This is a genomic window from Pseudomonadota bacterium (assembly GCA_027620075.1).
Lineage (GTDB): Bacteria > Pseudomonadota > Alphaproteobacteria > Rickettsiales > UBA6187 > 1-14-0-20-39-49.
On the sequence record JAQCEY010000011.1, the window covers coordinates 19,859 to 38,891 of the forward strand.

General features: G+C 39.7%; 18 protein-coding genes. 11 read left to right on the forward strand and 7 right to left on the reverse strand.

Features of this window, described 5'->3' with window-relative positions; translation table 11 throughout:
* Positions 1-170: 170 nt before the first annotated feature.
* The 4 genes from O2942_10985 to O2942_11000 all read right to left on the reverse strand — a co-directional run bounded on the left by O2942_10985 (position 171) and on the right by O2942_11000 (position 5,090).
* Positions 171-1,430, reverse strand: a complete 1,260-nt coding sequence (locus O2942_10985) for a PepSY domain-containing protein (GenBank protein MDA0782773.1) — start codon at positions 1,428-1,430, stop codon at positions 171-173.
* A 26-nt stretch (positions 1,431-1,456) separates the two neighbouring features.
* A complete protein-coding gene (locus O2942_10990) occupies positions 1,457-3,517 on the reverse strand; it encodes a TonB-dependent receptor (GenBank protein ID MDA0782774.1) in 2,061 nt (686 codons plus the stop codon).
* 78 nt (positions 3,518-3,595) lie between these two features.
* Positions 3,596-4,030 carry a hypothetical protein gene (locus O2942_10995; GenBank protein MDA0782775.1) on the reverse strand — a complete coding sequence of 145 codons (435 nt, stop codon included), beginning with the start codon at positions 4,028-4,030 and terminating at the stop codon, positions 3,596-3,598.
* Positions 4,031-4,115: 85 nt separating this feature from the next.
* Positions 4,116-5,090, reverse strand: a complete 975-nt coding sequence (locus tag O2942_11000; GenBank protein MDA0782776.1) for a quinone oxidoreductase — start codon at positions 5,088-5,090, stop codon at positions 4,116-4,118.
* A 241-nt stretch (positions 5,091-5,331) separates the two neighbouring features.
* Here O2942_11000 and ccmE point away from each other — a divergent pair, with 241 nt between their 5' ends.
* From ccmE to O2942_11025, 5 genes are all read left to right on the forward strand, one after another.
* Positions 5,332-5,769: a cytochrome c maturation protein CcmE gene (ccmE, locus tag O2942_11005; protein ID MDA0782777.1), complete on the forward strand. Its 438-nt coding sequence runs from the start codon at positions 5,332-5,334 to the stop codon at positions 5,767-5,769.
* The gene (locus O2942_11010; GenBank protein ID MDA0782778.1) at positions 5,766-7,637 is read left to right on the forward strand and encodes a heme lyase CcmF/NrfE family subunit; all 1,872 of its coding nucleotides are present in this window, start codon (positions 5,766-5,768) and stop codon (positions 7,635-7,637) included. The genes ccmE and O2942_11010 overlap by 4 nt, the downstream gene beginning before the upstream one ends.
* Positions 7,574-8,152, forward strand: a complete 579-nt coding sequence (locus O2942_11015; GenBank protein ID MDA0782779.1) for a DsbE family thiol:disulfide interchange protein — start codon at positions 7,574-7,576, stop codon at positions 8,150-8,152. The genes O2942_11010 and O2942_11015 overlap by 64 nt, the downstream gene beginning before the upstream one ends.
* 135 nt (positions 8,153-8,287) lie before the next feature.
* Positions 8,288-8,674 (forward strand): cytochrome c-type biogenesis protein CcmH, encoded by a 387-nt coding sequence (locus O2942_11020; GenBank protein MDA0782780.1) that lies wholly within the window; start codon positions 8,288-8,290, stop codon positions 8,672-8,674.
* Between the two features lie 64 nt (positions 8,675-8,738).
* Positions 8,739-8,885: a hypothetical protein gene (locus O2942_11025; protein MDA0782781.1), complete on the forward strand. Its 147-nt coding sequence runs from the start codon at positions 8,739-8,741 to the stop codon at positions 8,883-8,885.
* Positions 8,886-8,917: 32 nt separating this feature from the next.
* On the opposite strand, the gene O2942_11030 is transcribed toward O2942_11025, so the two are convergent.
* Entirely contained in the window at positions 8,918-10,027 is a 1,110-nt protein-coding gene (locus O2942_11030) for a hypothetical protein (GenBank protein MDA0782782.1), read from the reverse strand.
* A gap of 237 nt (positions 10,028-10,264) precedes the next feature.
* On the opposite strand from O2942_11030, the gene murB reads away from it, so the two are divergent.
* The 5 genes from murB (at position 10,265) to O2942_11055 (ending at position 14,819) form a co-directional block, all read left to right on the forward strand.
* Positions 10,265-11,176 carry a UDP-N-acetylmuramate dehydrogenase gene (gene murB / locus O2942_11035; protein MDA0782783.1) on the forward strand — a complete coding sequence of 304 codons (912 nt, stop codon included), beginning with the start codon at positions 10,265-10,267 and terminating at the stop codon, positions 11,174-11,176.
* Positions 11,176-12,078 carry a D-alanine--D-alanine ligase gene (locus O2942_11040; protein MDA0782784.1) on the forward strand — a complete coding sequence of 301 codons (903 nt, stop codon included), beginning with the start codon at positions 11,176-11,178 and terminating at the stop codon, positions 12,076-12,078. The genes murB and O2942_11040 overlap by 1 nt, the downstream gene beginning before the upstream one ends.
* Positions 12,066-12,908: a cell division protein FtsQ/DivIB gene (locus tag O2942_11045; GenBank protein ID MDA0782785.1), complete on the forward strand. Its 843-nt coding sequence runs from the start codon at positions 12,066-12,068 to the stop codon at positions 12,906-12,908. Before O2942_11040 ends, O2942_11045 begins: the two co-directional genes overlap by 13 nt.
* 154 nt (positions 12,909-13,062) lie before the next feature.
* A complete protein-coding gene (ftsA, locus tag O2942_11050; protein MDA0782786.1) occupies positions 13,063-14,295 on the forward strand; it encodes a cell division protein FtsA in 1,233 nt (410 codons plus the stop codon).
* Positions 14,296-14,297: 2 nt separating this feature from the next.
* Positions 14,298-14,819, forward strand: a complete 522-nt coding sequence (locus tag O2942_11055) for an HPP family protein (protein ID MDA0782787.1) — start codon at positions 14,298-14,300, stop codon at positions 14,817-14,819.
* 246 nt (positions 14,820-15,065) lie between these two features.
* On the opposite strand, the gene O2942_11060 is transcribed toward O2942_11055, so the two are convergent.
* Positions 15,066-16,031: a mitochondrial fission ELM1 family protein gene (locus O2942_11060; GenBank protein MDA0782788.1), complete on the reverse strand. Its 966-nt coding sequence runs from the start codon at positions 16,029-16,031 to the stop codon at positions 15,066-15,068.
* Positions 16,032-16,056: 25 nt separating this feature from the next.
* Positions 16,057-17,922 (reverse strand): SLC13 family permease, encoded by a 1,866-nt coding sequence (locus O2942_11065; protein ID MDA0782789.1) that lies wholly within the window; start codon positions 17,920-17,922, stop codon positions 16,057-16,059.
* Positions 17,923-18,107: 185 nt separating this feature from the next.
* Between O2942_11065 and prmC the strand changes: the two genes are divergently transcribed.
* Positions 18,108-18,962 (forward strand): peptide chain release factor N(5)-glutamine methyltransferase, encoded by an 855-nt coding sequence (prmC, locus tag O2942_11070; protein MDA0782790.1) that lies wholly within the window; start codon positions 18,108-18,110, stop codon positions 18,960-18,962.
* Positions 18,963-19,033 lie beyond the last annotated feature (71 nt).

The window sequence follows — 19,033 nt, forward strand, 5'->3', positions numbered from 1 at the left end:
GGGGGATCTGTTTTAATTGACAGAAGATCCCCGCACGGAGGCGGGGATGACAATTTTCAATAAATTTTGGAAATACTATACAAGTCGGACTCAACTTTCTTATCATGTATTGTATATGCTTTTATCCGGCAAATGCTTTGTTAACAGAGTCTAAGAGAGTAGCTCGATTTTTATACCTTCCTCCGTTTTTTATAAATGATTTCACCTACAATAATGGCAATAACCGATAGACCGAAGAGTGGTAGAAAGATTGCCGTAAAAACAATCAAGCCAATAAATTTTTTAGATAAAATAATATCTTTGGAAACAGCAGGAACACCTAAACTACCTTCGGGTTTGCGTTTCCACCACATAATCGGGCCGGTAAGTGCCAAGCCTATCAAGATAATAACGGCAATAAGGTTTATGGTCTGATTAGCAATACCAAATAACCGTCCTTCATGAAATTGCACACCTATGGAAGATGCCTTACCGAAAGCTCCAAGATTGTCCCAGCGTAAATCCTTGATAATGTCACCGGTTCGTTTATCTAGGAAGACGTAAGCAACATCTTTGTGTGATCCGCCATGACGAAGCGGCATAACTGCGAACACACCGTTTGCAAACCAAGGATAATCTATCTTGTAGCTATGTTTGATATCCGACTCGGAGAGTTTGCTCATCAGTGTATTTATGGAAATGTCGGGTAGCGAAGCATCGCTTATAGAATGCGGACGCTCACTAAAGATTGCTTTTGGAAATCCTTCGTTTAAGGCATGTCCGGTTTTGGAAAATAAATCTCCCCATACTACCGACCACGGCAAACCTGTAATAATAATAGCCATAATCCATAAGCCGCCCCATGCACCGGTAACTGCATGAAACTCCCTCCATAATTTGCGACCTTTTTGCCCGATGTCAGGAAGTAATATACTGCGTTTGTTCTTTCCTCTAGACCACCATAAATAAAGCCCTGTAATCACCAATATCAAAGTCCAGCAAGCAACCAGTTCAACAATAATTCCACCCACAGTCCCCATCATCAAGCCTCCGTGAATATCTTTTGCAATATTCATTAATCGCAGTTCTTCATCTATAGTTCCGATAACTTCACCGCTTTTTGGGTGCATAAAAACGGTGATTTTGTCTGATTTTTCGGTAGTGAGTATAATTTGAACACTTTGCCCTACCGTACTTGGCGGCTGATATGTGTGAATCTTCTTTGCGTTAAAAAGGTTTGAGGCTTTTGTAATTAAGGCATCGTGGTCTATAGAACCGGTATATTTCTCTGACAGATAAATTTTATCGCCATACATCGCATCTTCAATTTGCGGCTGCATGAGATACATTCCACCCGTTATCGCCATAACTAGCAAAACAGGGCATATAATTAATCCGGCATAAAAATGCCAACGCCGGATATAATTGTAATAATTTGGTTTTTTAGACATACATAATCACCGTTAATATACAAAAACTAAAACTTAACCAGCATACCTGCAAACAGTCTGCGGCCTTCTCCCGGATAGAATACGGAAGTATTGCCCGCCGTATTAACAATGGTGCTGAAAGTGGAAATATAGTTCTTATCCGGCAAATTGCGTCCATCGATATAAATGTTAATCCTCTCGTTTATGTCATAGCCTGCATTGATGCCGATTATGCCATAACCGGCAGTATCCAGAGTATTTGCAAAATCAACATCTGCTTTGCCGGCAAGTTCCAAATCTACAGCCACATGCCAATTATACGCATGGTTATATCGTAGCTCTGTTTGATAGAAATGCTTTGGCTGCCCCGGAATATCATTGTCACCATATTGCCGGTCGCCATCAAAACGGTAATCACTATAGGTATAGGCATTCTTCCATTGCAGATTATCGCCTTGTGTAACTATACTATCAGCTAACTTCACTGTTAAGCCGAGTTCTAAACCTTGGTGTACGGTATCTTCGGCATTAAATGTAGATGCCGGAATGCCGGAACCTGTTGTAAATTGTAGCATTTCACCATCAATTCTAGCATGATACAAACTTGCGTCCCATGCAATGCGAGAAGTTTCACCACGAGTACCGATTTCCGCCGTCCATGCTTTTTGTGCATTAACAGGTGTAAAGCCCGTAGTGCCGCTTTGCGTTAGCTCGCTAAATGTAGGGGTTTCGTGACTTTTGCTTATATTAGCAAAAAATTGAACACTGTCGGTAGGCTCGTACAAAACACCAATCTTGGGATTAAATGAACGATATGTTTTGTTGTCACTTTCTGTCGGTGTTATATAATCGCTAACTTCTCTGTCCGACCACGTTAATTGCCCTCCCGTTACCAAAGCCCATTTCGGATTTACATAGAAACTATTCTCACCGTAAAGTGATATATTTTGTGATTCCTGAGCGGCATTTGCTGTCAAAGAACCTCGTGAACCATTAATATTTTGAAATAGCTTTGCTTTCACCTCACCTAAGTGTGTAGTTATCCCCACACGGTAAATGTTACGGTAGTCGGCAATATTATACTCACCGGAGCCTTGTGCAAACATACCGTAATCCAAGCTTTCCTGATCAATTACTCCGACAAAAGGGGTGATGGGGTGGAACAGGTCTTTTGCATTAACAAAAGCACCCACATCTAACTTATCGTCATTACCGATATCAAAGGTGGTTTTGTTAGATAGTCGTACAGAGCGAATATCACGCCTTTGATCGGAGGCAATAACATTTCCGGCTTGTTCGGGATTATTCAGTGCATCAAAACGGCTAACACTTCCCGGTAATTCCTGTTCAATAATATTACCGCTTAGATAGAAACGTGTTTCTGCACTATCAGAAATTGTCGTACCGAAGTTTCCGTTAAATTTGATATTCTCCTGATCGTCATGCTCACGGAAACCTTCACTGCTTGTACCGGTCAGGCTAATGAATATGTCAGAATCACCAAATACTCTGCCTGATTGAATATTGGTACGGTATGTGCTATCTGAACCTACTTCAATTATAACCTGATCGCCCGGCTGACTTTTACCTGTCTTTGTTACCATATTCACCGCACCACCTAGTGTAGTGCTGCCATATTGCAGGGCATTAGAACCTTTATACACCTCAAGCCTTTGGAACGCTAAACTATCTGCTTCCTGAAAATCTGCCGCACCGTCTGCAAGATTAAACGGAATACCATCTTGTAATAATGTTAGACCACGCAAGTGAAAGCCACGAGATAAACCGGAACCACGAATAGAAAGACGAACTTCTTCACCAAAACGCTTTTTCGCATAAACACCCGATGTTAATTTCAAAGTATCTTCAAAGTTTAAGGTATATTTATTCTCAAAGTCTGCTGCGTCTACCACAGCAACACCACCGGGTGTACGCCTGATAATCTCAAGAGCTTCTATATTGCTCGGTACTGTTTTTGTACCTGTTTCATTTATACCCTCCGCCGTAACAACAACAGGGTTTAGCCTTATTGTTTCCTCGGCATTAGCTGCACCGCTAAGGATAGTGCCGGCACATAATACGACCGGTAATAGTTTGGAACTATACATAAATAGCCTCATTCATAAGTATTAAGGCGGACGCTTCCCGTAGGTTAGTCCGCTAAAAAGAAAATTTTGTATGAAAGTTTATGCTATGTAAGGAGGGGCGCGAGTTTGAAAGCCAAGTGTAGAGATAGCGGAAATTTCTGCATCATTACGGAATGAATAGGAAATATATTGAATGCTTTGTTGATATAACAACGCAACTTCCTGAGCCGGAACCACATGTTTTATGCCATGAGCCGCTACATAACACAGGGCGCATTTATATTCCGGGTGTGGAGTCGGTCGTTCTTTGCCGTTTTGCAGGTCTTCAAGAGATACCAGCTTGAAACCGTCAGATGTACAAATCAGAATCTTATCACCAAATAGCGAAGACATTGAGTCGATAGATGATTTTTCTGCCTCCGCAGCCATTGCCTGCTGCACATCATAGACGGCAAAAAAAGGCAACATCACGTTCATCAGAAACGCCACAAGCGTAATAAGTGAAATATATCTGAATTTGATTGCTTTTCTCATGAGAAAAATAAATATACTATTTTCGCTAAATGGCAATATACAAAGAATACTGCCAAAATTAAAGCTCTAAAAATTTAGAAGCTATTTAAGGAATCAAAATACTTGAGCCGATAGTTTTTCTTGACTCGATAGCCGCATGTGCTTCTGCTGCTTTTTCAAGCGGATATTTTGCGAAAATCTTCGGTTTTATCACTTTCTTGTCAATCATGGTGAACACTTCAATAGCACTTAACATATATTCACGAGGGTCTTTTGTGTATATCATCAGGGTCGGGCGGGTCAGATAAATTGATTTTTGTGCGATACTTAAGATATTGAAAGGAGGGATACTTCCCGATGGCTGCCCTGTTGTAACCAGCAATCCCCTTTCCATAACACAGGCGATTGACTTTTTGAAGGTGTCTTTGCCCACACCGTCATAAACGACATGCACGCCCTGATTATCCGTGATTTTCATTACCTCCTGAGAAAAATCCTGTTCGGTATATATTATCACATGGTCACAGCCGTTTTGCCTTGCGGCTTTCGCCTTTTCCTGAGAGCTTACCGTACCTATTACTATAGCACCTGCGTATTTTGCCATTTGGGTCATTAAACCGCCAACTCCGCCTGCTGCGGCATGCACCAGAATAGTTTGCCCTCTTCTAATGCTATACGCTCTAAATAGCATATAATGTGCCGTAAGTGCTTTGGTAAAAGCTGCAACTGCTATATCGTCCGGTATTGATTCGGGAACGCCGACAAGATGGCTGGCGTTGATAAGACGGTATTCGCAGTAAGAGCCTGTCTGTGCAGTCGCATATATTACCCTTTTACCTACGGGGATATTCACCCCCTTCCCTACCGCCTCTACAATACCACACCCTTCCATTCCCGGTATCATGGGGTATTTAGGTACGGTATAAATTCCATTTCTATAGTATATATCCAGATAATTAACGCCGATAGCGGTATGCTTCAAAAGAACTTGTCCGGGTTTGGGGGCTGTAGGTTTTTTGATATTAACCGCTTTAAAAACTTCAGGTCCACCCGTTTCCTGAACTATCATTGCTTTTGGCATATTTTAACCTACATCTATTTAAAAAATTAAAAACTTGGAATCTTTACAAAATTATCTATTTTACACAGTATAAATTAATTTTAGAAAATTCCAACAATGATGATATATATTTTTAGCTCATATGTTATTGCTGCAATTATATTAGGCGGTTTATTGTTACATAGTGTAATTAAGTACATTAAGTTGAAGAACGTAAAGTAGTCATCATAAAAACATTCTGTAAATTCAGTAAACAAAGTATATGAAACAGAAACACCAAAGACTCACATTTATTTTGCTCGGACTGTTATGTCTTGGTAGTGCCGTCGGTATCATATTGAACAATTTTCAGGATAATCTTGTTTTTTTCTATAGCCCTACCGAACTAAAGGAAAAGACTATAGCTTATAACAAGCTAATCCGTATCGGAGGGCTGGTTGAAGAAGGAACGGTTAAACAGTCGGAGGACGGACAAAAGCATGAATTTAACATTACTGACCTTACCAATTCGGTTAAAGTAAAATATACGGGCATACTTCCCCCTATGTTTCGTGAAGGTCAGGGCATGGTAGCAACCGGCAAGCTTGAAGGAGATGTTTTTATAGCAAACAACCTGCTTACAAAACATGATGAAAACTATATGCCGCCGGAAGTTGCCAAATCATTGAAGAAATCGGGACAATGGAGGGAAGAAGAATGATTCCTGCAATAGGAAGTTTTGTTCTGATTATTGCACTTGGCATAAGCTTTGTACAGATATTCACGCCTTTTTGTAAGAACAAGGAAATTGACGCTAAATATATCAGCCTTTCGGTATTCCTGCTTGTAGCCTCTTCATTCGGGTGTTTGCTATATTCTTACGTGAATTCTGATTTCTCGGTATTGAACGTATATAAAAACTCACATACGCACAAACCTCTAATATACAAAATTACAGGCACATGGGGCAATCATGAAGGCTCTATGTTATTACTGTGCCTTATACTTGCCGCATATTGTTTTTTCTTCACTTTGCTAAATAAGCTAGAAACGAAAATGAAAGATATTATTATATCGGTTCAAAGTGCTGTGAATGTAGGCTTTCTGGCTTTTATATATTTTACTTCCAATCCGTTTGAGCGTATTTTTCCCAAACCGCAAAACGGTATAGGGTTAAATCCGTTATTGCAGGATATCGGTCTTGCCATGCACCCCCCTGTTTTATATCTGGGCTATATAGGTTTTTCACTTGGACTTTCTTATTCTGTTGCAGCACTGATATTGGGAAAAGCTGATAGGGGTTGGGCAACATCATTGAAAAAATGGACATTATTTAGCTGGTCATGTCTGACCCTCGGAATTGGCTTGGGGAGTTGGTGGGCATATCGTGAACTTGGCTGGGGCGGATTCTGGTTCTGGGATCCCGTAGAGAATGCTTCATTGATGCCATGGCTTGCAGCTACTGCCCTTTTGCACTCGCTTATAGTACTTGAAAAACGTGAGTCCTTAAAAGTATGGACGGTACTGTTAGGTGTATTTACCTTTGCACTTAGCTTAGTGGGCATATTCCTTGTGCGTTCAGGTGTTTTAACCTCCGTACATTCATTTGCGTCCGACCCTCAGCGAGGCACTTACATACTTATATTTTTAGGGCTGGTAGTCGGCATTTCACTAACGCTATTCGCAATTAAAGCTCACAAATTAAAACCTAAGAACAAATTCGCACCTTTTTCAAAAGAAGGCGGAATACTAATAAACAACCTGATATTGGTAGTATTATGCCTTACGGTTTTCCTAGGCACTATATACCCTATTATCGTAGAGGTGTTCAGCGAGAACTCGGTTGCCGTCGGTGTGCCTTATTTTAACTCGGTATTTAACCCGATTGCTTTACCTCTACTCGTGCTTGCCGGAATAGTTCCAATCCTTAAATGGAAAAAAGATAATGCCGAAAAAGTAAAAACAAAGTTATTAGTGCCGTTAATTTGTGCTTTATTTATATTCGGCTTGGTACTTTTCGTACCTGATACACAATCTTTTATGGCCGCTATATCGCTTAGCTTTAGCACATGGCTTATATCATCGATGTTATACTCTTTATATGAAAGGCGTAAATCATCAATCCCTATACCTTTTTTGGGTATGGTAATATCCCATATAGGGCTTGGCGTATTAGCGGCAGGCATTACCGTAGTAAGCATTTGGGGGCAGGAACAGGAAAAGATATTATATGCAAATGAATCTATAAAAATAGCATATTATGATGTAAAGTTGGTTGATATGTATATAGCGGCTAAGGATAACTATATGATGAGGTTCGGTAACTTCGATGTAACCGACTATACGGGCAAGAAGGTTGCCACCTTACACCCTGAAGTAAGATTTTATCCTGTTCAGGGCAGCAACACGACTGAATCGGATATATATTACAGCCTGCTGTCAAACCTGTATATTGCGATGGGTGACAGCAACGACAAGGGCGGTTTTGTTGTTAGGGTTTATCATAAACCTTGGATTAATCTCATATGGCTTGGTTGTGTTTTAATGGCGGTTGGTGGGTTCGTAGCGATGATAAAGAGGAAGAAATGAAAGCATTTTTCTTAACACCTTTAGTTATATTTCTGATAGTAGTTTTTTTGTTCATGGCAAAGATGCTGGAAACCGATAATAAAAAAGACTCCCCTATTATCGGCAAGGACATGCCTGAGTTTGACCTGCCTGCGGGAGTTGCTACCGATTCAAGTTTTAATAACAACGACCTTATGGGAAAATATACATTGGTTAATGTTTTTGCCTCATGGTGCATTCCCTGCAAGATAGAACATGAACAGTTACTAAAGATAAAAGAAGAAGGTAAACTGCCCATTTACGGTATTAACTGGAAGGATGATACACAGATAGTCGAAAAATGGTTTGAGCAAAAGGGTAACCCTTATACTAAGGTTGGCGAGGATAAGGAAGGCAAGGTTATAGTAAAACTAGGGGTCACCGGTGCACCTGAGACATTTTTGATATCCCCTGAGGGGAAGATATTATATAGATACGCAGGCGTTGTGAACGAATCTATTTACAAAAATGAGATACTACCTTTGGTGAACGATTAATTGTTGTTAGATAATCGGTATAATTTTATTAAATAACCCTCTCCCTTTGGGAGAGGGAGTAGTTTGTACACTTTTGCAGAGGTTCCTATAGTAAATTAATAGAATATTACGTTAAATAATATAGAGTTTTTTTATATGATTAGAATATTAATAATCCTTCTGTTAATCCCCTTTTCCACTCTTGCACTTACGGCGGAGGAACGCCTTGCCGACCCTGAAAAAGAACGTCAGGCACACCGGATATTTAAAAAAGTCCGCTGTGTTGTATGTTCGGGTGAGTCCATTAACGATTCCAAGGCGGATATTGCCAAAAGCCTGCGTGTATTGATAAGAGAAAAACTTTCCCAAGGGCTTGATGAAAAGCAGATATTAAACGATATCACTCACAGCTATGGCGATTCCGTCCTGATGAAACCGCCTGTAAACAAGCAAAATTTTATTCTATGGCTCGCACCTTTAATAATATTATTGATAGGAGCGGTTCTTTTAGTGGTATTTTTTAGGCAAAAGCCGGACAAATGACTATAAATATGGTACAATAATACTATATGAGATAACTTCTAACGTTATCTAGGAGGTATTAGTTATGTACATGATAATTGCAATATTCTTCATTCTTACCGTCACAGCAATGATAATTTACGGAACACATTACGAATGTGAACATTTTGATGATAATCACAAAAAGAAAACACGTAAAAGGGCAAAAGCACGAGTACGGGCAGGTAAATAAAAAATTTAATTTAAAACTTATAATCAGGAAATTTATAATTCTCTTGCGTGGAAATTTTGTCCTGACTTTTTAACCATATCGGTATATTTATATTCTGTATCGGGGGAATGTTTTTTACACCAACTTTTCAAATGCTCGGCGTTTGCATTTTTTTCTATACCAAATGAATGTTTTTGCTTAGTCAGCATTCTTATCGGACCATAACTAGCACCCGAAACTTTCACATCTTTAATTGAACTATATTTTTGTCCGATAGTTTTAAATGATTCTAACAGGGCGTTTCCTAAATCACTATTTTGTTTGTTATATAATGACAAATTAATATACCCGCCATTACTTTCAGCCTCTTTATCAATAGATTTATTTAGTAATTTTTTGTTATCTTTTGATAATTCATCATCACTGAATGAAGAAACATAACTTTTGAGTATTTTTTTATTTAATAATATTTTATCATCATTGTTATTATTTTTATTATACAATCTATTTGTAACATGTAATCCGATAGCAAATCTGGTTGTGTCCTTTGGTTCAAACTCAGAGGAGCCTATTAAAATATCACGCTCTATATTTGTACTGGTTATATACTTATCTTCTACATCAGTTAAAAAAACTCTATTAAACTCATTGACGATATCACCATTTTTTCCGGGTATTTTCTTTACGATAGCAACTTTATCGTTATGTTTTGCAGATAAATATTGCTTAGAACCCGAACCGGTATTCGAACTCTTATGAATTTCCTCAAAGGTATTATTATCAACAAGCACGGGATAGCCGCTTTCAAACAGATTTTTATTAGTCTCCTTACCGCATTCACTATTACCTAAATTCCTTGCATACATATCCTCAAGCATATCTTTCTTCGACACTTTAGGTTTGTAAGAGTTACGAATCTCTTCTATAAGTTCATAACCGTTTTTTATAGCTTCTTTATATTCTTTTCTTATATCTTTATATTTTTTATCATCACATACATCCGCTCTCATTTCTTCAGGATTGCCGTATTTATCTATTAAATCAGAATATGTCAGTTCAGTATCTTGTGCATTAGCATTGCCAGACCTTTTAGGGGCAAGTATCGATAAGGCTATAAGAAAACCGACTTTTCCTATTTTACTAATATTGAATTTATTTCCCATCTGATAAATATACCGTTTAAAAATTAATTAACACCCGCCCCAGTATAACACTATGCATGCAAAGGACGCTTTTGTAAAGTCATTTATTAAAATTTTAACCATAGCCTGACTGGTTAATATAGCTATAAAGATAAGAATGAGAATGAGAACGGCAACGCAGGATAATAAAATGAAGAATACTATAAAGTTGACTGTATTCGTAAAATGTAGATTATTAGGCTCATAAAAACTAAAATGATGCATAAAATGAGTGATTCGTTAGTAGCAAGGCTGCCACAGGTTCGCGGCAACTACCGCCGGAATGTTAATCTGTCAAAAATAAACTGGTTCAATGTCGGAGGCAATGCCGAGGTTGTTTTTCGCCCTGAAGACAGTGCTGACCTTGCACTTTTTTTAAAGAACAAACCCGAGGACGTAAAAGTTACGGTACTTGGGGTAGGCTCAAACCTCCTTGTAAGGGACGGAGGCATTGACGGAGTGGTAATAAGGCTCGGGCGTGGTTTCACGCAGCTTGAATGTGACGGCGAAAAACTGATAGCAGGGGCTGCCGGTTTGAGTTTTAATGCCGCAATGTTCGCAGCATCTGGCAATATAGCCGGTCTTGAATTTTTGTCGGGCATACCGGGTACCATAGGCGGTGCATTGTTCATGAACGCAGGTGCTTATGGCTCTGATGTATCGTCTGTTTTAGAAAGTGCCGAGATTATTGACGAGGCCGGCAATATAAACACCGTGACATGTTCTGATATAGGATATATCTATAGAGGTAATACTTTACCGCACGGTATAATATTCACTAAAGGTGTTTTCAAGGGCAAAAGAGGGAACAAAGAGGATATAGAAAAACGCATTTATGAGATAACTCAAACACGGGAATCCACCCAGCCTGTAAAAAGTCGTACCGGCGGTAGCACCTTCAAAAACCCTGAAGGAAAGAAGGCATGGCAGCTAATTGACGAGGCAGGGTGTAGGGGATTAAAGGTAGGAAATGCACAGGTTTCGGAAAAACACTGTAATTTTTTTATTAATACCGGAAATGCAACGGCAGAAGATATAGAAACATTAGGAGAGGAAGTCCGCAAAAGAGTTAAGGAAAATAGCGGTATCGACCTGCAATGGGAAATTAAAATTATAGGAAATAAGAAGTAATGACTAAAAAGCATGTAGCATTATTGGTTGGCGGATTATCGTCAGAAAGGGAAGTTTCCCTAATGTCCGGCAAGGGTGTTGAAATATCTTTAAAAGAACTCGGCTACAAAGTTACCGTTATTGATGTAGGCAGGGATATTGCAAAAAAACTTGAGCAGGCGGCTCCCGATGTTGCATTTATTGCTTTACACGGCACATACGGAGAAGACGGTTGCATACAGGGTTTGCTTGAATTGACCGGAATACCTTATACCCACTCAGGCGTTATGGCGTCTGCTATAGCTATGAACAAGCTTTTTACCAAGCATATAGGTAGGGATATCGGCATTACATTCCCTAAACATCAGATTTGCACGCCGGAGGAAATAACCGGCGGCAAAATTCAAATTCCAAGACCTTTTGTAATAAAACCAGTAAGTGAGGGTTCTAGCATCTGCACTTATATTGTAAAAGAAGGTGACAAGCTTCCCGAATATGAAGATATAAAACAATATAAACGGTTCCTTGTAGAGCAATATATAAAGGGGCGTGAACTAACCGTAGCCGTTGCAGATTTCGGTTCTTTAGGAGTTCTTGAACTAAAACCCAAGAAAGGTTTTTATGACTACAAGAATAAATATAGCTCAGGCACTACCGATTACCGTATGCCTGCCGATATCGACAAAAACATATATGATGAGGCTATGGAATCGTCATATAAATTACATCAGGCACTTGAGTGCAGAGGCATTACAAGAACCGACCTGATACTTTCGGATAACGGCAACCTGTATTTTCTTGAGATTAATACTCATCCGGGTTTAACGGAATTTTCATTAGTTCCTAAAATTGCAAAACATGCAGGAATGAGTTATGCTCAACTGGTAGAATATCTGGTAGAGAATGCCTCATGCAAGAAGTAGCCAAGAAAAAGAAAAAAACAACAAAGACCAGAAAACGACAGTCACGTCTGTTGCGTCTTTCTTTGTTTTTATGGAAATTGATAAAAATTCCCCAGCTTTCTTTCAGTATAGCCGTATTTATATTTTGTACATGGTTTTATTATTCGGGGCATTATGATTTTGTCAGGCAAAAAGCAATAGATGCAAACGGTTACGTATCGGTAAAATCAGGTCTTGTTTTGAAGGACATATTACTCGAAGGACAGGAATATACACCTAAAGAGGATATCATCGATATCATGACCAAAGCCACTATAGATGATAGCGAACACCTAACTATAGGCGACCCTATTTTAAATATCGACCTAAAACGCATTAGGCGGAAGCTTGAAAATCTTACATGGGTAAAACATGCCTCGGTTGAGCGTCTTTATCCGTCTACTTTAAGCGTAAGTATTATCGAAAGACAGCCAATCGCCCTTTGGCAGCATGACGGTATCGTTCAGTTAATCGATAGTGACGGGAAAGTTATAAATACGCAGGAACTGGAGAAGTTTTCGGATTTAATAATATTGGTAGGAGACGAATCACCTTCGCACATACAGTCATTATTTAATCTGCTTAACAGCCAGCCTGACCTTGCAAAAAGGGTGTCATCGGTAATAAGGGTAGGCAAACGCAGATGGAACGTGAGGTTTATGAACGATGTTGAGGTCAAATTACCTGAAGAAAACGCAAGCAAGGCATGGGCTCACCTTGCACAGTTGCAGCAGGATACGTCTATATTGGATACGGACATCTCAAACATTGACCTACGAATCAAAGACGAGAACAAGATTTTTGTTAAGTAAGTGAAATTAAGGCATTGCTAACTAATATAGTTTTACGTGTTAACTATTTAAGTTAGCACTGCCAAATATTATTTAAACCTATTATTATCTTCTATAATTGAATTTATAAAAAATCACATATATATTATATGAGACTCTAATATCTTGATACATTATGTCTAAATTCAACAGTAACATTATAGCCGTACTAGACATCGGAAGTGCTAAGGTTGCATGCTTTATTGCACGCTTGTCCGGTGACGGGGAACTTAACGTTATCGGCATAGGTCATCAGGTTGCAGAAGGCATAAAATCAGGGGTTATCGTAGATATAAAACAGGCGGAAAATTCTATCCGCTCTGCGGTGGGTGCTGCCGAGGAAATGGCAAAGCTGAATATTGACAGGGTCATAGTTAACGTATCCGGCAACAAGCTGCGGTCGGTGAAAACAAAAATCGACCTGAAAATAAAGGGTAGTGAAATATCCGAACGTGACATCAGTAGAATAATATCCGAAGGTGCTGAAAAATTCAGCACAGATGAGGAGGTAATCCACTGCATACCGGTTGATTATGAGATTGACGGTACGGCAGGCATAAAGAACCCTATAGGCATGTATGCTAATAACCTTGTCGCTAACTTAAATATTGTTACGGTAGCATCATCTAACATTATGAACTTAAATAGCTGCCTTGCCTTATGCCATTTAAATATTGAAGGATATATAGCCTCCCCTTATGCATCTGCCGTGTCCTGCCTGACCGAAGATGAGAAGGAACTCGGGGTTACCCTTATAGATTTTGGTGCCGGCTGCACCTCAATATGCGTGTTCAAGGGCGGCAAGATGATATATCTTGATACCATTGCAGTAGGAGGCAGGCACATAACAAACGATATTGCCATAGGTCTATCTACTACGATTGAGATTGCCGAGAGGGTAAAAACCCTGCACGGAAATGTGTTTAAAGCGGAAAAGGACGAACAGGAAATAATTGACTTGATACCGTCAGGAGTCAATGAAAGTTCCGATATATCACAGGTACAAAAATCAGAACTTATAGCAATTATCAAACCAAGGGCTGAAGAAATACTTGAACTTGTATATAACTCCATCAAAAAGTTCGGTTTCCATAACACGGGCGGCAAGATAGTTATTACAGGCGGTGCAAGCCAGATACGAGGTATGGATGATTTTGTCGAGCAGCATTTATCAAGGGCGGTAAGGGTAGGAACTCCTGAATTTATTGAAGGCATGGCAGAAAGTACACGAGGCTGTTCTTTTGCGACATCTGTAGGAATGCTTAACCTGACAAAAAGGCAAAGAAACAATAAAACTTTTAATCTTAGTAACATAGGAAATAAAGGTTTTGTTGGAAAAGTATTTTTCTGGCTTAGGAATAATTTTTAAGTATGTGGAAACGAAGACCAAGTTTTATCAAACGCCTATTTAACAGGTTACAGCCTGCGTTGCCTTTTTTTGAATGCGTAAAAATGGGTATAAAAGCCCTTATAACAATTACTATTCTTGGTGCTATCGGACATTTTTCGGGACACCCGCTTGTTATAGCACCTTTTGCGGCAAGCTGCATATCTATTTATACGGCTCCAAGGGAAGAGTTTGCCCAACCTATGAACGTAATGGGCGGTTATTTTATAGCGTGTACAATAGGTATATTAGCTTTGGAATTTTTGCCGGATACATGGTGGGTACTGGGGCTAATGCTATCTATTACCATAACATTAATGGCATATTTTAGGGTTACTCACCCTCCGGCTTCAGCAATACCGTTTATCATGTTTATATATCACCACAATGATGATGTTGTTATGAAAGTAATGATACCTGCACTTTTGGGAAGTTTTTGCATGATTGTTATAGCTATTATACTGCATAATTTACCTTTTGCTAAACGTGAGTATCCTAAAAAATGACTTTTATAAACCCCTGCATAAATGCGTCATCGCTTTCATAATCCCTTCGTTTTACCCACAGATTTTCTATCGGATTAGATCCGGAGAATACCCGGCATGATCGGGTTTGTAATCTGGTCCTCATGTTCATTTAGAATCCGATATTAGATACCTACTAACAGGGTTTATCAACAAGTTAACTTTAAGCGACTATTGATAATATTTAGATTTTAAGGCTGATTTTTATATTCTCAATTAATAATTGTATTAGCAAAAATTTTCCAATATCATTGATGCCACTCTTTTAGTATCGTCAAGAGGCTCATATTTCCATTTTTCCCATTTTCCGGTCAACGGTCTTGCACAGCCTTTTTCGTAGAGATTTTGATGGAACCTACGGTGCTTATCGGGAGTAAGGCTTTCGGGTGCGTATATAAACACCGGCTTGCCTGATGAACATGCCTCCGAACACATAGAAATAGAATCACCGCTTGCGATAATTGCGTCTGAAATTGCCAGATAACCGAAATACGGATTTTCGTTAGTGCTGTAATAATCGTGATAATGGAACTTTACCTTTATTTCTTTTTTCAAGACTTGTACGGCATCTTCGCTTGTTCTACGGCTATTAGTTACTAACAATGAGCCTTTTTTATCCTGAAAGAAAAGATTTACTTTATTGGCAAGCTCTTGTGCATGTGCGGCTGTGAATTTGCCTTTTTTAGTATCACCGCCCACCAAAAGTGCAACAAACGGGTCTTGCATATAGGAAAAAGCTTCTTCCCATTTTTGCTTCTTTTTACTTAACACGTCTTTGTTGATGCGGTTTGGTGAGCCTACGGTAGTTACGATACGCCCGCCTGCGGCTATACCGTCATGCTGCGGTACGAATATCATATCGAAATGCCTGTAAGGAAAGCCCGGCCACATAATCTGTATGGCTTTGGTTTTACCTTGCGATACTTTTTTTATGTACCTTGCCACCGGTGCGGTTTTCCTCCCTGCACCAATTACAATGTCCGGCCATGGCGATTTTAACTCCGAACTTTCTTCAACGTCCACACCACGCAGACTTGAACCACGCAATATGTTCGGCCATTTTCCCATTTCATCATACACAACGTCTTTCACTTCAAAAGGCAGCCCCATTGCCTCTGCAACACCCAGAACCTGATTTACATTTCCGGCTCTGTCATCGGCTAACACCCAGATTACCGGTTTCTTTTCGGTCATATAATCTTACCTATCTTATAACAAATCAAAAATACCAGAACGCAAACGCCGTATAAGTTAACCATACGATTATAGCTAAGGGAAGCCCCGCCCTTATAAAGTCTGAAAACTTATGATGCCCAGGTCCCATCACCAATAAGTTGGTCTGGTATCCTATAGGCGTTATGAACGAACAGTTACAAGCAAATATAACTGCATATACGAACATCTCTATAGGAACATTTAACCTTACGGCAACTTCTACCGCAATAGGGGTGAACAAAACAGCACTGGCATTATTGCTCAATACGTTTGTCACCGCAACCATCATTAGAAAAAGTGCCGACATTATAACAAGTGGACTTGCCCCCGACATTAGCGAAACAACGTTTGTCGCAAGATATGATGCACCTCCGGTAGCCTGCAATGCAGTCCCCATAGCAAGTGATGCGGCTACTATCAGTAATATCTGGCTATCCACCGCCCTTCTTGCCTGACGCAGATTTATACAGCCGGTCAGTATAACGGCAGCGGAGCCTGCAAAAGCGGATATTGCGATAGGTACGATATCAAATGCGGCAAGCCCTACGACTAAACCTAAGATAAGTGCCGCCGACTTAGCCTTGCTTCCAGAATGTATTTCTTCGGCAGACCACTCAAGCAGGAGCATATCCTTGCTTTCCCTCAAGCCCATTATATCATTACGTTTACCCATGATAAGCAGCACGTCACCGGCTGCAAGTCGTATCTCGGAAACCCTAGCCCTTATTATCCTTGATTCCCGTTGAATACCAAGCACAACGCAGTTATAATGGTGGTGGAATCCAATCTGCTCCAGATTTCGCCCTATCATTTTAGAGGTAGGTGTAACAACAACTTCCGCAAGGCTTACATCTGACTGTATCGAGGTATCCGAATCGGTATCATCAGCCACTTCTGACGCTCCGGGGTTATTTTGCAATAAACTGCTCGGCTGTTTTGAAAGAAGCTCGGTCAACTCTTTTCTGGTGGCGGAAACCACAAGTATATCCCTTGAACGGATAGTCATATTCTCATCATAAGGAGGCAAAAAGGCATGTTCGCCCCTTTGTACCATACGCACATTTATATCTTTATATTCGGGAAACTTACCCTCTTCCAGCTTTTTACCTACAAAATCAGAATTCCTGTCCACCTCTATCTGTGCGATAAACTGCCTTTCATCATCTCCTACAAGGGATTTTGCGAAAGATGCCCTGTCAGGCAGCAACCTTGGTGCGATGAACAGCACATAAAGCAAGCCGACAAGTGCCATAATTGCCCCCGGCACTGTAAAATCAAAGAATGTCAGGGCTTTATACCCCATCTCCTCAAGCGTGCCTGAAACCAAAAGGTTGGTACTGCTTCCTATCAGCGTCATCATACCGCCTAAAATAGCCGCATATGAAAGAGGTATCATAACCTTACTTACCGACATATTAAGGCTTTTTGACAGAACCGCCAGTATCGGTATGAATATTACCACAACAGGCGTATTATTCAGTATTGCACTGACAAGCATTACAACTACAAGCGAAAGCGATATAGCGACAATCGCACTATTTCCGGATATTTTTGTAATTATATGGGCTATTTCGTTCAACGCCCCGGTCTGCACGACAGCCTGCCCCACCACCAGCAGTCCTATAACCGCTATGAGTGCCTGATTTGAAAATCCTGCTACTATCTTTCCGGTATCAATAAGATCTTTTCCTTCAACATCTTTTAACGGAAAGAAATGGAAGAATAAAAGCAGTAACGAAAAAACAACTATAGATGTTAATTCAAGAGGAATCTTATCAATAGCGTATGCGACCATTGTCACCGCTATCAAAATCAGAACGAACCACATATGATACGCATCATATTGCGTAATATCAAAAATACTGAACATTTCTTTTAGTTTTCACTCAAATAAAACTTATCAACAAAGTCAGGACAATATATCAGAAGAAACAATTTTACAAGAACTACCGCCTAAATACATCATTTTTACAACACAAATATTGTATTGTAAAAACAACAAAACTTATGTTATAAGCTTGCACAGCCTTCTAATTGAGCAAAAATAAAAGCCACATGCAAACTATACGTTCGCTCTTAGCGACTTCAAGAAAAAAACTTAAAAACGCACAGATACCGTCTTATTCATTAGATGCCTATCTGCTAATGTCGCATGTCCTTAAAATATCAAAAGAGGAAATTTTTTGCTATCCCATGCGTATATTATCCCAAAACGAGGAGCGACATTTTAACGAACTGGTGCAAAGGCGTGCTGCACGAGAGCCTATTTCCCACATACTGGGCATACGTGAATTTTGGGGAAAAGAGTTTATAGTTAACAAGAAAACGCTAGACCCCCGCCCCGATTCGGAAAGCCTGATAGAACAGGTACTGGAACTATATGATAATAATCCGCCCGCCAAGATACTTGATCTTGGAACCGGAACAGGTTGCCTTTTATTGACTTTACTATCCGAGTTTACCGACTCCGAGGGTGTCGGAGCGGATATAAGTGAGGCTGCAATTTCGGTTGCAAAAGAAAATTCATTGAAATTAGGTCTTGCCAAACGTAGTAGTTTTGTAGTAAGTAATTGGGGTAAGAGTATTAAGGGTAATTATGACCTTATAATAAGCAATCCTCCATATATAAAATATTCGGATATTGAAGGTCTGGAACCTGAAGTTTCCAAGTACGAGCCGATACAAGCATTAGACGGCGGTAAGACCGGACTTGAATGTTATATTGAATTAGCTCCACAGATTTTTAATTTATTATGCGAAGGCGGATTTGCAGTATTTGAGCATGGCATCGGTCAGGAAACCGAGATAAGGGAGATTCTGGAAAATAATAATCTTAGTTTTGTTAATTACAAACAGGATTTAGCCGGTATTAACAGATGTATTACCGTACGCAGGCAAAAACTACATTAATTCAAGAATACCCGAAAAAAATTACCGGATTTAGGTACTATGAAAAACAATTATGTTAAAAATAATCAGGA

Coding starts and splice junctions, on each gene's coding strand:
- O2942_11065 (MDA0782789.1), bottom strand. CDS start 17,922: ATGTTCAGTATTTTTGATATTACGCAATATGATGCGTATCATATGTGG.
- ccmE (MDA0782777.1), top strand. CDS start 5,332: ATGAAACAGAAACACCAAAGACTCACATTTATTTTGCTCGGACTGTTA.
- O2942_11000 (MDA0782776.1), bottom strand. CDS start 5,090: ATGCCAAAAGCAATGATAGTTCAGGAAACGGGTGGACCTGAAGTTTTT.
- O2942_11055 (MDA0782787.1), top strand. CDS start 14,298: ATGTGGAAACGAAGACCAAGTTTTATCAAACGCCTATTTAACAGGTTA.
- prmC (MDA0782790.1), top strand. CDS start 18,108: ATGCAAACTATACGTTCGCTCTTAGCGACTTCAAGAAAAAAACTTAAA.
- O2942_10990 (MDA0782774.1), bottom strand. CDS start 3,517: ATGTATAGTTCCAAACTATTACCGGTCGTATTATGTGCCGGCACTATC.
- O2942_11025 (MDA0782781.1), top strand. CDS start 8,739: ATGTACATGATAATTGCAATATTCTTCATTCTTACCGTCACAGCAATG.
- O2942_11015 (MDA0782779.1), top strand. CDS start 7,574: ATGGCTTGGTTGTGTTTTAATGGCGGTTGGTGGGTTCGTAGCGATGAT.
- murB (MDA0782783.1), top strand. CDS start 10,265: ATGCATAAAATGAGTGATTCGTTAGTAGCAAGGCTGCCACAGGTTCGC.
- O2942_11060 (MDA0782788.1), bottom strand. CDS start 16,031: ATGACCGAAAAGAAACCGGTAATCTGGGTGTTAGCCGATGACAGAGCC.
- ftsA (MDA0782786.1), top strand. CDS start 13,063: ATGTCTAAATTCAACAGTAACATTATAGCCGTACTAGACATCGGAAGT.
- O2942_10995 (MDA0782775.1), bottom strand. CDS start 4,030: ATGAGAAAAGCAATCAAATTCAGATATATTTCACTTATTACGCTTGTG.
- O2942_11010 (MDA0782778.1), top strand. CDS start 5,766: ATGATTCCTGCAATAGGAAGTTTTGTTCTGATTATTGCACTTGGCATA.
- O2942_10985 (MDA0782773.1), bottom strand. CDS start 1,430: ATGTCTAAAAAACCAAATTATTACAATTATATCCGGCGTTGGCATTTT.
- O2942_11040 (MDA0782784.1), top strand. CDS start 11,176: ATGACTAAAAAGCATGTAGCATTATTGGTTGGCGGATTATCGTCAGAA.
- O2942_11045 (MDA0782785.1), top strand. CDS start 12,066: ATGCAAGAAGTAGCCAAGAAAAAGAAAAAAACAACAAAGACCAGAAAA.
- O2942_11020 (MDA0782780.1), top strand. CDS start 8,288: ATGATTAGAATATTAATAATCCTTCTGTTAATCCCCTTTTCCACTCTT.
- O2942_11030 (MDA0782782.1), bottom strand. CDS start 10,027: ATGGGAAATAAATTCAATATTAGTAAAATAGGAAAAGTCGGTTTTCTT.